Origin of the sequence: Tsukamurella paurometabola, assembly GCF_900631615.1 — a bacterium.
GTDB classification, from domain to species: domain Bacteria; phylum Actinomycetota; class Actinomycetes; order Mycobacteriales; family Mycobacteriaceae; genus Tsukamurella; species Tsukamurella paurometabola_A.
Window position 1 is genome coordinate 1,926,178 of sequence record NZ_LR131273.1, and the last position, 13,836, is coordinate 1,940,013.

Sequence of the window (13,836 nt, forward strand, 5' to 3'; positions counted from 1 at the left end):
AATCCATCGGTGTCACTTTCGTGAAGACGGTTGACGCATATACCCCTAGGGGGTATAAATTCAAGTACCCTCAGGGGGTACCGGCACGACGGTGGATCCGCCGCGCACGCACACCGAAGGAGCACGTCATGGACCACAGTGCACACGCAGTCGCGCCGTCCCCGCAGGGGCTGCAGACCGCGGAGCAGGGCTACCGCATCACCCCGTCGCTGAATATCCTCGAGGCCGGCCGCACCCGTGTCGAGTTCGCGATCCTCGGCCCCGACGACGCCCCCGTCACCGACTTCGACGTGCAGCACGACCGGAAGCTGCACTTCATCGCCGTCCAACGCGACACCAGCGGCTTCCAGCACGTGCACCCCGTCATGGACGCGGACGGCACCTGGTCGGTCGAACTGGACCTCACCCCGGGCGTCTGGCGCTTCTTCGCCGACATCGTGCCGTCCGCGCTCGGCACCGGCATCGTGCTCGGCGCGGACGTCGCCGTCCCCGGCGATTACCGCCCCCGCGACCTGCTCGAACGCCGCACCGTCTCGACGGTCGACGACTACGTCGTCACGCTCGACGGTGCGCTCCTGCCGGGCGGGGCCGGCGAGCTCCGCGCCCGCGTCACCCGCGGCGGCATCCCGGTCACGGACCTGCAGCCCTACCTCGCCGCCTACGGTCACCTCGTCGCGCTGCGCGCCGGCGACCTCGCCTTCCTGCACGTCCACCCCGAGGGCGACCCGACGGACCCCGCCACCCCCGCCGGTCCGGACATCCGCTTCCACGCCGTGGCCCCGTCGGCGGGCACGTACCGGCTGTTCCTCGACTTCCAGCACGCCGGCACCGTGCGGACCGCGGACTTCACTCTGGTGGCCGGTGAGGCCGCCCCCGCCGCCGCGGACCCCGTCTCCGCCGCCCCGTCGGCCGCCGCCGACGCGGCCGGGCGCGACGAGCCCGCCGCGCACGCCGGGCCGCACAGCGCCCACCACGGCGCGCACCACCACTGACCGCCCGCCGACGCCCTAGGAGACACCGTGGGTCCCTTCGCGCACCGCGACTTCCGGCTGCTGTTCAGCGCGCAGATCGTCGCCCTGCTCGGCACCGGCCTGACCACGGTCGCGCTGGGCCTGCTCGCCTACCAGATCGCGGGTTCCGCGGCCGCCGTCGTGCTCGGCACTGCCCTGACGATCAAGATGGTGCTGTACGTCGTCATCGCCCCGCTGGCCGCGGCGTACGTCGACCGGCTCCCGCGGCGGGCCTTCCTGGTGGCCCTCGACGTCGTGCGAGCGGCCATCGTCCTCGCGCTGCCCTTCGTCACCGAGGTCTGGCAGATCTACGTGCTCATCGGCGCCCTGCAGGCGGCATCGGCGGCCTTCACACCCACCTTCCAGGCCGTCATCCCGGACATCATCACCGACGAGCGCGAGTACACCACGGCGCTGTCCGCGTCGCAGGTCGCGTACACGATGGAGAGCCTCGTCAGCCCGGTCGTCGCCGCACTCGCGCTGCTCCTCATCGACTTCGACGTCCTGTTCGTCGGCACCGCAGTCGGTTTCGTGATCTCCGCGGTCCTCGTCCTCCGGGCGACGGTGCCCGACGCGCGCCGCGCGTCCTCGGGTGGGCCCGCCGAGCGCATCCTCTCGGGCGTCAGGCTCTTCGCCCGCACCCCGAGCCTGCGGGGCGTCTTCGCCGTGAACTTCGCGGTGGCCGCGGCCGGCTCGATCGTGGTGGTCAACACCGTCAACTACGTCCGCGACCGACTGGCCGGCAGTGAATCCCAGGTCGCGTGGATGCTCGCCGCGTCCGGCGGCGGCACCCTGCTCGTGGCGCTGGCCGTCCCGCGTCTGCTGGACCGGTTCACCGAGCGGTCCGTGATGCTCACGGGCGCAGCGCTGCTCACCGCTGCGGCCGCGGGTGCCGTCGCGATGGCCGCCGCCGACACCCCGTCGTGGGCGCTGACCGCGGTGGTCTGGTTCGCGAGCGGCGCCGGCTCGGCGATGGCGATCACGCCCACCGGGAAGGTGCTCCGCGCCGCCGCGGCACCCGGCGATGTGGCCGCCGTCTTCGCCGCGCAGTTCTCCCTCTCGCACCTCGCGTGGCTCGTCGCCTACCCCATCGCGGGCTGGGGTGCGAACCGCTTCGGTCTCGTCCCCGCCTGGGCGCTCCTCGCCGGAATCGCCGCCGCCGGAGCGATCCTCGCGCCGGCCCTGTGGCGTCGCGCGCCGGCGGCGCTCCCGGCGCCCGCCATTGGGGAGGCGACCGTGACGGCACCGTCGGGCACGGCGGACGGTACGCACGAGCCCGAGCCGGCCCTGGTGCCCGGCAGCGCCGCGTGGCGGCACACCGCCGCCGCGGGCGGCACGCTCACCGAATGCCAGTGCACCTGCGGCCAGGCCGCCTGACCGCGTGTCGAGGTCCGGCGCGGCGGCTCGATCGTCATGCGTGCGCGCGACCGAGGACCAGCGGCGACGTCGGGATCGGCACCCACGCGGGCGCCAGCATCCGGTCCTCGACGGTCGTGACGGCGAAGCCGGCCCCGCTGATCAGCCCGACGGCGTCACGGTGCGCGTGGCAGTTCCCGAACAGCCGCGGCCAGACGGTGGCGTCCGCCGCCTTCTGCAACCCCTCCAGCATCCCGCCCCGCGCGGCGACGTGCTCGAGGAAGCGCAGCTCGCCGCCGGGCCGCAGGAAGCCGCGGACCTGGCGTACCGCGCCCTCGGGATCGGGCAGCGAACACAGCACCAGGCTGAACACCACGGCATCGAAAAGCTCGTCGGCGACGTACTCGTCGAGCCGCTCGGGGCGGACCTCGATGCGCGCGTCCGCCGCCGCCGAGGCCTCGGCGCGCAGGGCGTCCTCCGGCTCCAGGGCGACGACCGAGGTCACCTCGGACGGATACAGCGCGAAGTTCGTTCCGGTGCCCGCGCCCACCTCCAGCACGCGACCCGACAGGCCGGCCAGGTTGCGCCGGCGCAGCTCGGTGACCAGCGGCGGCTCGTTGCGCACCAGCCGCGGCCACATCTTCACGAACAACGAATCGCCCATGCTCCATCAGTACCCCATGCCCGCCGCCGCGGTGGCGTTCCGGCGGATGCGGGTGCGCGGCGCCCCGCGCGGCCTGGTAAACCCAATGCAATGACCACCCTGGAAGTGCCCGCGCAGTTCGCCCGCAGCGGCGGCGGGTTCGATTCGCTGCCCGCCGCGGAGGGCCGCTGGGCGCCCGGCACCCTGTCGGGGCCCGCGATCGCGGGCCTGCTCGCGCAGGTCCTCGACACCGAGTTCGGCGAGGGCCTCGTCGGGACGCGCTGGCACTGCGACATGTTCCGCATGGTCCGCTCGGGCCACCTCGACGTGCGGACCCGCCTCGTCCGCTCGGGCCGCCGCATCCGCGTCGCCGAGGCGGAGATCATCCAGAACGACAAGACCGTCGTCCGCGCCGCCGTCACCTTCTACCACCGGGCACCGCAGCCCGACGGTGTCGTCTGGTCCGACCCGCACGTACCCGCCCCTCCGCCGCCCGAGGCACCGCGCTTGGCGATGGCCGGCGGCAGCGGCGACTACGTCTCGTCGGACACCCCGGAACAGTGGGCCACCGCCGAGCGCAAGCGCGTCTGGACCCGCGGCTGGCGCGTCCTCGACGGGGAGGAGACGACGCCCTTCGCCCGCGCCGCGATGGTCTCCGACTGCACCAACCTGGTGACCGGCATGGGCACCGGCGGCGTCGAGACCATCAACGGCGACGTCTCCATGGCCATCGCCCGGGCGCCCCATGGCGACGAGATCGGCCTGGAGGCCGACCAGTTCGTCATCGTCGACGGCATCAGCATCGCCTCGGCGAGCATGTTCGACCGCGACGGCCGGTTCGGCGTCTGCACCGTCACGGGAGTCGCCACCGGCTCCGCCGTCCACGGACCCACCTCGTCATGACCGTCGTCGTCAGCCGGCGGGGACCGGTCACCGTCATCGAGATCGACCGGCCCGGCGTGCGCAACGCCGTCGACCGTGCCACCGCCGAGGCCCTCGCCGACGCCTTCCGCGCGTTCGACGCCGACCCGGACGCGGCTGTCGCCGTCCTGCACGGCAGGGGCGGGACCTTCTGTGCGGGAGCCGATCTCAAGGCGGTCGCTGCCGGCACTCCGAATCGTGTGGAGCCCGACGGAGATGCGCCGATGGGAATCTCGCGCATGCGGCTGAGCAAGCCCGTCATCGCCGCGATCGAGGGGCACGCCGTGGCCGGCGGCCTCGAACTCGCGATCTGGGCGGACCTGCGCGTCGCCGCCGCCGACGCGGTCCTGGGCGTCTTCTGTCGCCGCTGGGGCGTGCCGCTCATCGACGGCGGCACGGTCCGGCTGCCCCGCCTCATCGGGGCGAGCCGTGCGATGGACCTGATCCTCACCGGGCGGCCCGTCGATGCCGCGGAGGCCGAGCGGATCGGCCTGGTCAACCGCGTCGTCGAACCCGGAACGGCGCTGGACGCCGCCGTGGAGCTGGGCCGGCAGCTCGCCGGATTCCCGCAGACGTGCCTGCGCAACGACCGGCTCTCGATGCTCGACGCGGAGACGGAACCCGAGGCCGAGGCGCTCGGCATCGAGTTCCGGTACGGGCTCGGCTCCCTCGCGGACGGTGCCGTCGCCGGCGCCACCCGGTTCTCCGACGGTGCCGGGCGACACGGCGCCTTTCAGGACGAATGACCGGTTTGCGATGACGACGAATCGTCGGGTAACGGACACGCAACGGTCACCTGCAATTCGTCACACCGGCCACAGCCGCCACCTACTGTGCAGATGAACGCCCCGCCCGGGGGCGTGCAGAGAGGGACAATCATGGGGCTCGCCAGTGTTCGGAACGAACTCGACGATCTCACCGCCCAGCTCACGGTCATCGCCGCGTCCATCGGGCGCACCGGCGACGACCTCCAGATCGACGCTCGCAGCCTGCACGAGACCGGCTCGTGCGATGCGGTCAACTCGATCGCCCGCCGCCTCGACGACCAGGGACTCCAGTTGCGCCGCCTGCAGGCGCGCATCACCAGGGTTGTCGACGCGCTCGCCTGATCAGCCCCGGCCGATCCGCATCGCGGCGAGCCACGACCGGAAGTCCGCGTAGGCCGCGGTCAGGTCGTCAGCCGGCCACCCCGGCGGCTGGAGTTCATTCGGCAGCAGGGGATCCCGGTACAGGTGCCGCACGACCGAGACCATCGTCAGGAACCGGGCGCGTCCGTCCCCGCCGGCAGCCGCGACGGCGTCCAGCAGCGCGTGCCCGTGCCGGGACCACTCCGGCAGGTCCCACAGCGTGTGCGCCAGCTCGACGGGGTCGTCCTCCGGCCGCGCGGTGAAGCGCGTGGTCACTCGCGTGACCGACGGCGGGATCGCCCGGTCGAGGTTCGCGGGCCGCATCCACACGCCCTCGCGCAGTTCCGCGAGGCGCAGCCGGGTCATCTCGGTGCGCAGCTCGGCGCGGTCGCCCGCGCTGCGCCCGCTCGTCGTGACGATCGCGGTCTCCCAGGCCCCGTCCCAGGGGAGTGTCGCGGGGGAGTCCGTGCGCGCCTGGCGTCGCGCGAGGCGATCCGACAGGGCGTAGCGTCCGCCGTCGCGGACCAGGTCGCCCGCGGACACCATCCGCGACATCGCCGCGCGCGTCGTGGACTCGGAGACGCCGAACAGGCGCATCGCCGCCACGATCTCGCGCCCCTCCAGCTCCGGTGGGTGCGCGCCCAGTAGCAGGCTCAGCACGGCCGAGCGTGCGGAGACCGTCGTGGTGAGGGGCGTGGACATCGGCTCGACGCTACACCGCGGTGGTGTGATCGCCCGGGTGAGCGGCGGGGCGGGACAGGGTGGCACCGCGGAACTGTGCGGGCCCGACGCGCACACGTTCATTGCATATCTGGTGCGACTGTCACTGATATGCAACACTGAGGAGAACGGCCCGAGCGGGCCGCGCACCGTCGAACGAAGGAGCAGGCGTGCCCACCCACGAAGTGACCAACCAGGTGCCGCCACTGCTGGGTTTCAACACGGCCGAGACCCCGATGATCGACGACGCGCTGCGGCGCGCCCACGTCGACGCCGCGCACATGGACGCGATCCACACGCTCGGCGCGCTCGGCGGCACGGCCGAGGCTCTGGAATGGGGCGATCTCGCCGAGGCGCACCCGCCCGTCCTCAAGACCCACGACCGATACGGCCACCGCATCGACGAGGTGGTCTACGACCCCGCCTATCACCAGCTCATGAAGGTCTCCGTCGAGCACGGCCTGCACGCGGCGCCCTGGGCCGAGACCGACCCCAACGCCCACCTGGTGCGCGCCGCGAAGTTCAGCGTGTGGGGCCACGTCGACGCCGGGCACGGCTGCCCGATCTCCATGACCTACGCGGTGGTGCCCGCGCTGCGCGCCAACGCCGAGCTCGCGGCGCAGTACGAGCCGCTGCTCACCGCGAAGCAGTACGACTTCGGCCTGCGGGCCCCGCTGAGCAAGCGCGGCCTCATCGCCGGCATGTCGATGACGGAGAAGCAGGGCGGCTCCGACGTCCGTGCCAACACCACCCGAGCGATCCCGCAATCCGATGGGACGTACCGCATCACGGGCCACAAGTGGTTCACCTCCGCGCCCATGTCGGACCTCTTCCTCACGCTCGCGCAGACCGAATCGGGCGTCTCGTGCTTCTTCATCCCGCGCGTGCTGCCCGACGGGACGCGCAACGTCTTCGCCCTGCAGCGCCTCAAGGACAAGCTGGGCAACCACTCCAACGCCAGCAGCGAGGTCGAGTACGACGGCACCGTCGGATGGCTCGTGGGCGATGAGGGACGCGGCGTGCGCACCATCGTCGAGATGGTCAACATGACCCGTCTCGACTGCGTGCTCGGCACCGCCACCGGCATGCGGGCCGGCCTCGCGCAGGCCGCGCACCACGCCGCGCACCGCAAGGCCTTCGGCGCCGACCTCATCGACCAGCCACTCATGCGCAACGTGCTGGCCGACCTCGCCGTCGAGGCGGAGGGCGCCACCACCGCCGGCCTGTGGCTCGCGAGCCTCACCGACCGGTCCGTCGCCGGCGACGAGGACGCCTCCGCGCTGCGCCGGATCGCGCTGGCCGTCACCAAGTACCACGTGTGCAAGCGCGGCCCGATCCACGCCGCCGAGGCGCTGGAGTGCCTGGGCGGCAACGGGTACATCGAGGACTCGCGGCTACCGCGCCTGTACCGCGAGGCGCCCCTGCTCTCGGTGTGGGAGGGGTCCGGCAACGTGGCCGCCCTCGACGTGCTGCGCGCGATGGCCCGGGAACCGCAGACCGTCGCGGCCTTCTTCGACGAGCTCGACGCCGCGGCCGGTGCCGACGCCGTGTACGACGAGGCGGTCGCGAAACTCAAGGGCGCGTTCGGTGCGCTCGACCTCACCGATCAGGTCGCGATGCAGTTCGGCGCCCGCCGGCTCGTCGGTGACATGGCAGCCGCGCTGCAGGGCTCGCTGCTCGTGCGCTACGGCCACCCCGCCGTCGCGGACGCCTACACCCGCACCCGCCTCGCCGGCGACCGCGGCGACGTCTTCGGCACCCTCCCGCACGGCGTCGACACCGCCGCGATCCTGGATCGGGTCACCCCGAAGCTCGGCTGATCAGCGGCGCAGGGCCGCGGCGACGTCGGCGGGAAGGATGCCCTCCAGATCCGCCCAGGACAGCGCGAACGGCCAGAAGTCGCCCGCCGCGTGGGCGACCGGGACGTAGAACGTGATCCCCGTCGCCGTCGGCAGCCAATTCGCCAGCGCCGTCGACCCGTTGAGGAACGGGTTCGGCGTCGAGTCGGTGCCCTGCTGCCGGATCAGCTCCTCCACCCGTTCGACCGCCGCCGGGCCGGGCAGGAGCTGGGAGAGCAGGATCGGCTGCGCCGTCGCGGTATCGATCACGACGGTGCCGATCTGGTTGTTCGGGTGCGCGGCGCCTTGTTGGTAGAAGTTCGTGAGCAGGATCCCGGCCACGGCCCCCGCGCCGATGCGGCTCACGCGCGAGCCCTCGCCGTCGGCGAGCTGTCCGAACCTGACGGTGACGCTCCGGTCGGCGGTGCGGAGCCTGCCGATCCGGTCCGCCAGCGACGCGCGCATCGACTCGGTGAAACGCTCGACGACCGCCGCCGACCCGCCCGCGATCGTCGGCACCGGAACGTCGTAGACGGCAGCACCGTCGGAACCGGTACTGCGGACCAGCCCGGGGACGTACCCGTGGGCCGCCGTTGCCGTCGGGCCGACGGGGCCGTAGTCCCGTGCCGAACCCGCGGACGACGGTGTCGCCACCGACGACGCCGCGGACGCGACGGTCGCGCTCGCCGACGGTGCGGGGGCCGGGGACGGATCCCGGCACGCCGCGGAGGTCACCGTCGTTCCCGCGATCAGGGCGGCGACGGCGCACCTGCGGCCGCGCACGGTCAGTTCCCCGGGGGCTCCGGCGCCGGGGTCTCCACCGGGCCGCCGCCCTGGCCGCCCGCGCCGGGGATGGTGAACTGCCCGAAGCCCGGGATCGTGATGGTGGTGCCGCCCGGCCCCGTCTGCACGCCCGGCGTGGACGGGTTCGACGGTGCCGGGGCGATGCCGTTCGACAGGTTCAGCGTGATCGTCGACCCCGGCTGGGTGAAGCCCGAGGGCGACGTCGAGACGACGGTGCCCTTCGCCGCCGAGTTGTTCACCCAGGCGACCGTGGTCTTGAACCCGGCCGCCTCGACGCGGGACTCGGCCGCGGACTGGTTGAGCCCGATGACGTTGGGGATCTTGCCGGGACCGAAGCCGTCCTTGTACTTCGGGTCCACGGGCGGCAGGGACACCGGACCGTAGATCGTCGACACCGGCTTGAGCGCGGTGTACCACGCCGTGGCCGGCTCGTTGCCGCCGTACACGTTGCCGTCGCCGCACGGTCGCAGGGGGCTGGTGCAGATGGGACCGGGGGAGTTGCCGTCGTTGTAGACGTAGCTGGCACCCGCGTACTGGTTGGTGTACGCGAGGAACGCCGAGGAGCGGAAGGTCTCGGTGGTCCCCGTCTTGCCCGACAGCGGCAGCGTCCAGCCCGCGCGTGAGGCCGCGCCCGCCGAGGTGCCCGCGCCGCGGTCGTCCGCGCTCAGCGCGTTCGCGAGGGTGTTCGCGAGGCCCTTGTCGATGACCTGCTCGCACTTCTCCGACTTGTAGGGCACCGGCGTGGTCTCCGGTTTGCCGTCGGCGCCCACCGTCTGGATGCCGTCACTGTTGCGCTTGGGCTGCGTGATCGACTGGATCGGGTTCGCCGGGCACCACACGCCGCCGGAGGCGAGCGTCGCGGCCACGTTGGTCAGCTCGAGCGCGCTCACCGCGGTCGGGCCCAGAGTGAACGACGCGAGGTTCTGCTTCTTGAACATGTCGGCGAGGCTGTCGTTGCCGAAGCCGGAACTGCCGGGCTGGGTGTAGGAGCGCAGGCCGAGCCGCACGGCCATGTCGACCACGGGGGTCACGCCGACCTGCTCGATGAGCTTGACGAACGGGGTGTTCGGCGAGGTGGCGAGCGCCTGCGTCAGCGACATCGAGTACGGGTACGGGCCCGCGTTCTTCACGCAGTAGGAGTCCGACGGACAGCCCGCGTATCCGCCGTGGCCCATGCCCTTGACCTGCACCGTCGACGGGACCGTCACGTTGGTGTCGAGGCCCATGCCCTTCTCCATCGCCGCGGCGACCGTGAAGATCTTGAAGGTGGATCCGGCGCCGTCGCCGACCTGGGCGAAGGGCTCGGGCTGGACGGTCTCCCGCTTCGCCACGTCCAGCCCGTACACGCGCGAGGAGTTCATCGCGACGATGTCGTGCGAGTTCTCGCCGGGCTTGATGACGTTCATGACCTGCGCGACGTTCGACAGGGTGGGGCTGGCCGTGCCGTTGAGCGCGGCCTGCACCGAGTCCTGAACCCGCGGATCCAGCGTGGTGCGGATCGTGTACCCGCCGCGCATCACGGTCTCCTTGGGGATTCCCGCCTCGGAGAGGTACTGCAGGACGTAGTCGCAGAAGTAGCCGCGGTTCGCGACCGCCGAGATGCAGCCGCCGGGCAGCGTGTTGGGGCGCGGGAGCACGCCGAGGGGGGTCCGCTTCGCGGCCTCGTACTCCGCGGCCTTGTCCGGGAAGTTCGCCACGAGCGTGTCCAGCACCGTGTTGCGGCGGGCGAGCACGCCCTGCGGATTGGCGTACGGATTGAGCGACGAACTGGACTGCACCATCCCGGCGAGCATCGCCGACTCCTGGATGTTCAGCTGCGAGGCGCGCTTGCCGAAGTAGGTCTGCGCGGCCACCTCGATGCCGTAGGCGCCGTTGCCGAAGGGCACCAGGTTGAGGTAGCGGGCCAGGATCTGCTCCTTGGCGATGACCTTCGCGCGGGCGTCGTCCACGCCGTGCTCGTCCTTCGCGCGCTCGGTGAGAGTGCGCTCGAGCGTGAGCGCCATCCGGACCTCGCGGAGCTTGCGGGCCGGGGTGGTCTCGACCGCGGCCCGGCGGTCGGCGTCGGACTTCGCGAGCACGAGCAACTGGTAGTTCTTGATGTACTGCTGATCCAGCGTGGACGCGCCCTGCTGCACCTCGCCCGCGGACTGGTTCTTGAGGAAGGCGCGCACGGTGCCCTGGTAGTCCACGCCGTCGTGCTCCATGAAGCGCTTGTCCTCGATCGAGATGATCGCGCGCACCATGTTGGGCGAGATCTGGTCGAAGGGGACCTGCACCCGGCGCTGGTCGTAGAGGTAGGCCATGGGGGCGCCGGTCGTGTCGGTGACCGTCGTGACCTCCGGGACCTGGCCCTCCAGCAGCTCGGAGCTGATGTTGTCGACGGTGTCCGCGGCGCGGTTGGAGATCAGGCCCAGCCCGCCGACGTAGGGGAACAGGACGCCGGCGACCAGCAGTCCGGCCAGCAGGACGCAGCCGGCCAGCTTCGCGATCACTCCGGGTTTCGACACGGTCACCAGGATACGTGCCGACCCGTCCCGGACCCGGTTCCCGACGCGCCGACCAGGCGATCGGTACGGGCGTGCTGGATTTCTTGGACCACTGTTCGACTTACCTCGGCCCTCGACTTGTTTCCGCCGTGTGATTCAGGTAACACTATTGCAGACGATGTGGCGAGCACCTCGATCGGCCCCCCGCACACCCGCCGGGATGGGCTGCCACCGGGGCCGGGCCGCACCACGCGAAAGGGGAGTCAGATGACAAGTGCACGCGTTCTGGTCGACGACGAGGATCGCCTGGTTTGGGTTTCCAAGGCCAAGTGTCGTGACGTCGATCCCGACGAGCTGTTCGTCCGCGGAGCCGCCCAGCGCAAGGTCGCGACCATCTGCCGCCACTGCCCCGTCCAGCTCGAGTGCGGCGCCGACGCGCTCGACAGCCGCGTCGAGTTCGGCGTGTGGGGCGGCATGACCGAGCGGCAGCGCCGCGCCCTCCTCCGCCAGCATCCCGAGGTCACCAGCTGGCGCGCCTTCTTCGAAGCCCAGCGCGAGCGCAAGCGCGTCGCCGCGGGCTGACGTTCCCCGGCTCCCGTCCGGGAGTGCCCAGGGCCTCGTACCGTCCGACGGTGCGAGGCCCTTTCGTTTGTCCAGCTACATGTTTGGGCGGGCCGTTCTGGGCCCGCCCGGGTCTCGCCCCGACCCGGAGCTCGACCCGACCCGGGGTCGGCCCGAACCGGAACTCGGTCCCGGTGGGGCTAGGAGCCGACGATCTGCTCGGCGACCGCCTGCAGCGCCTCGAGGTTCGCCACCTCGAACGGGAGCGAGGGCACGCCGACCACCGGCACCGTCGGGCAGCGGGCGACGAACGTGCCGAGCACCTGCACCTCGCGCGCCGCGATCTCCGCGCGCCACGCGTGCACCCGGAGCAGTTCCTCCGCGGTGCGCTCGGCACCGTCGGGTCCCAGGCGGCCCGCGGCCTCCCGGGCCTGCTCCGCGCCGATCGCGGCGAGTCCCGGGTGGGTGCGATTGACGATGAGGCCGGCCAGCGGCATCGACTCGCCGGCCAGCCGCTCCACGAAGTACGTGGCCTCGCGCAGGGTGTCCTCCTCGGGGGAGGCGACCACCACGAAACGCGTGCTCGGTCGCGCCAGCAGGGCGTAGGTCTGGTTGGCCCGCTCCTGGAACCCGCCGATCAGCGAGTCCATCTGAGCCACGAATCCCGAAGCGTCGGAGAGCATCTGGCTGCCGACGATGGTGGAGACCAGCTTGAGCGCCAGGCCCATCCCGCCCGAGACCATGCGGCCGAAGCCGCGCGTCGGGCCGGCGATGAGCCGCATCAGCCGCGAGTCGAGCATGGAACCGAAGCGCTTCGGCGCATCGAGGAAGTCGAGGGCGTTGCGCGACGGCGGCGTGTCGACCACCACGAGGTCCCAGCGGTCGTCGGCCGTGAGCTGGCCCAGCTTCTCCATCGCCATGTACTCCTGCGTGCCGGAGAACGACGAGGCCACCGTCTGGTAGAAGGGGTTCGCCAGGATCTCCTGCGCACGAGCGGGATCCGCGTTGGACGTGACCATCTCGTCGAACGTCCGCTTCATGTCGAGCATCATCGCGTGCAGCGAGCCACCGCCCGGGACCGAGACCTCCTGCGGCTCGTTCGTCAGGTCCGCGACGCCCAGCGCCTGCGCGAGCCGCCGCGCGGGGTCGATCGTCAACACCACCACGCGCCGCCCGTGCTCCGCGGCCCACAGTGCCATCGCCGCGGCCGTCGTGGTCTTGCCCACGCCGCCGCTGCCGCAGCACACCACCACGCGGGTGCCGGGGTCCAGCAGCTGCGGGCCCAGCTTCAGGTCGATCATCGGACCCCCGCCTCGATCAGTGCCCCGGACAGCTCGTACACGCCGCCCAGGTCGACGCCGCCCGTGAGCAGCGGCAGCTCGAGCCGCCCCGGGGCGTCGATCGCCTCCAGATCGTCCCGGGCCTCGTCCTGCCCGCGGACCGTGCGCGCGAACTGGATGGTCTCGGTGAGCAGGCCCGCCAGATCCGCGTCGGACAGCGGGAGGCCGGCACCGTCGAGCGCCGCCCGGACGGCGGGCCCGTCGATCGTCCCGTCGGCGGCCGCGTCCAGCTCCGCGTCGGACAGGAGCTGCGGCAGCGACCGGTTGACGATCACCGCGCCCACCCTGAGGTCGAGGGCACGCAGCTCCTTCGCGGCCTCGGCCGTCTCCTGGAGCGGGAGGGATTCGAGCAGCGTCACCAGGTGCACGACGGTGTCGGGGGAGTGCAGCAGGCGCACCACCCGGTCGGCCTGGCCCGCGATCGGCCCGGCCTTCGCGATCTCCTTCATCGCCCGCGTGACGTCGAGGAACTTCCCGATGCGGCCCGTCGGCGGGGCGTCGACCACGATCGCGTCGTAGGCGTAGCGACCGTCGCTCGCGCGACGCTGGGTGCACTCCATGATCTTGCCGGTGATCAGGATGTCCTTGAGGCCGGGCGCCAGCGTCGTCGCGAATTCGATCGCGCCGATCGACTTGAGCGCCCGCGCCGCCAGGCCCATGCCGTAGTTGGTCTTGAGGTAGTCGAGGAACGTCGCCTCCACGTCCATCGGCAGCGCGTGCACCGCCCCGCCGCCGTCGGCCGTCGCGATCTTCGTCTCCGTCGGGGGCAGCCGGTCGATCTCGAAGGTCGGGGCGATGCCGCCACGACCCTCCACCTCGATGAGCAGGACCTTCTTGCCGCCGGAGGCGAGGGCCAGCGCGAGCGCCGCGGCCACCGTCGACTTGCCGGTGCCGCCCTTGCCCGATACGAAGTGCAGTCGCGACTCCCGGAGCCCCTCGGGCCAGGCCGTCGCCGCGTCCTGCGCGACCCCGCCGGGGTCCGCCTCACTCACCACCACGTCCGGAGCATATCCATACGTCCGTGCACGGC

At 72.1% G+C, this 13,836-nt stretch carries 13 protein-coding genes; 7 read left to right on the forward strand and 6 right to left on the reverse strand.

What is annotated here, in order from left to right; translation table 11 throughout:
- Positions 1-128 precede the first annotated feature (128 nt).
- Complete coding sequence (locus ELY19_RS09655) at positions 129-992, forward strand: DUF8832 domain-containing protein (RefSeq protein WP_126196004.1); 864 nt, start codon at positions 129-131, stop codon at positions 990-992.
- Positions 993-1,019: 27 nt separating this feature from the next.
- A complete protein-coding gene (locus tag ELY19_RS09660; protein ID WP_126196005.1) occupies positions 1,020-2,387 on the forward strand; it encodes an MFS transporter in 1,368 nt (455 codons plus the stop codon).
- A gap of 34 nt (positions 2,388-2,421) precedes the next feature.
- Here ELY19_RS09660 and ELY19_RS09665 read toward each other — a convergent pair whose 3' ends face one another.
- The gene (locus ELY19_RS09665; RefSeq protein ID WP_126196006.1) at positions 2,422-3,030 is read right to left on the reverse strand and encodes a class I SAM-dependent methyltransferase; all 609 of its coding nucleotides are present in this window, start codon (positions 3,028-3,030) and stop codon (positions 2,422-2,424) included.
- Between the two features lie 90 nt (positions 3,031-3,120).
- Between ELY19_RS09665 and ELY19_RS09670 the strand changes: the two genes are divergently transcribed.
- The 3 genes from ELY19_RS09670 (at position 3,121) to ELY19_RS09680 (ending at position 5,039) form a co-directional block, all read left to right on the forward strand.
- Complete coding sequence (locus ELY19_RS09670) at positions 3,121-3,912, forward strand: acyl-CoA thioesterase domain-containing protein (protein WP_126196007.1); 792 nt, start codon at positions 3,121-3,123, stop codon at positions 3,910-3,912.
- Positions 3,909-4,676 (forward strand): crotonase/enoyl-CoA hydratase family protein, encoded by a 768-nt coding sequence (locus ELY19_RS09675; RefSeq protein WP_126196008.1) that lies wholly within the window; start codon positions 3,909-3,911, stop codon positions 4,674-4,676. Before ELY19_RS09670 ends, ELY19_RS09675 begins: the two co-directional genes overlap by 4 nt.
- A 132-nt stretch (positions 4,677-4,808) precedes the next feature.
- On the forward strand, positions 4,809-5,039 hold the full coding sequence (locus tag ELY19_RS09680; RefSeq protein ID WP_126196009.1) for a hypothetical protein: 231 nt from the start codon (positions 4,809-4,811) through the stop codon (positions 5,037-5,039).
- Here the strand turns inward: ELY19_RS09680 and ELY19_RS09685 are convergent, their stop codons facing one another.
- Complete coding sequence (locus ELY19_RS09685; RefSeq protein WP_126196010.1) at positions 5,040-5,759, reverse strand: PaaX family transcriptional regulator; 720 nt, start codon at positions 5,757-5,759, stop codon at positions 5,040-5,042.
- Positions 5,760-5,947: 188 nt separating this feature from the next.
- On the opposite strand from ELY19_RS09685, the gene ELY19_RS09690 reads away from it, so the two are divergent.
- On the forward strand, positions 5,948-7,597 hold the full coding sequence (locus ELY19_RS09690) for an acyl-CoA dehydrogenase family protein (RefSeq protein WP_164711573.1): 1,650 nt from the start codon (positions 5,948-5,950) through the stop codon (positions 7,595-7,597).
- Here the strand turns inward: ELY19_RS09690 and ELY19_RS09695 are convergent, their stop codons facing one another.
- Both ELY19_RS09695 and ELY19_RS09700 read right to left on the reverse strand, forming a co-directional pair.
- Positions 7,598-8,398, reverse strand: a complete 801-nt coding sequence (locus tag ELY19_RS09695; RefSeq protein WP_126196011.1) for a hypothetical protein — start codon at positions 8,396-8,398, stop codon at positions 7,598-7,600.
- 2 nt (positions 8,399-8,400) lie between these two features.
- On the reverse strand, positions 8,401-10,926 hold the full coding sequence (locus ELY19_RS09700; RefSeq protein WP_126196012.1) for a penicillin-binding protein: 2,526 nt from the start codon (positions 10,924-10,926) through the stop codon (positions 8,401-8,403).
- 246 nt (positions 10,927-11,172) lie between these two features.
- Here ELY19_RS09700 and ELY19_RS09705 point away from each other — a divergent pair, with 246 nt between their 5' ends.
- Complete coding sequence (locus ELY19_RS09705) at positions 11,173-11,487, forward strand: WhiB family transcriptional regulator (protein ID WP_126196013.1); 315 nt, start codon at positions 11,173-11,175, stop codon at positions 11,485-11,487.
- 179 nt (positions 11,488-11,666) lie between these two features.
- On the opposite strand, the gene bagB is transcribed toward ELY19_RS09705, so the two are convergent.
- Together bagB and bagA are read right to left on the reverse strand one after the other, a co-directional pair.
- Complete coding sequence (gene bagB / locus ELY19_RS09710; protein ID WP_126196014.1) at positions 11,667-12,767, reverse strand: ArsA family ATPase; 1,101 nt, start codon at positions 12,765-12,767, stop codon at positions 11,667-11,669.
- Positions 12,764-13,804, reverse strand: a complete 1,041-nt coding sequence (gene bagA, locus ELY19_RS09715; RefSeq protein ID WP_374101505.1) for an ATPase BagA — start codon at positions 13,802-13,804, stop codon at positions 12,764-12,766. The genes bagB and bagA overlap by 4 nt, the downstream gene beginning before the upstream one ends.
- Positions 13,805-13,836: the final 32 nt, after the last annotated feature.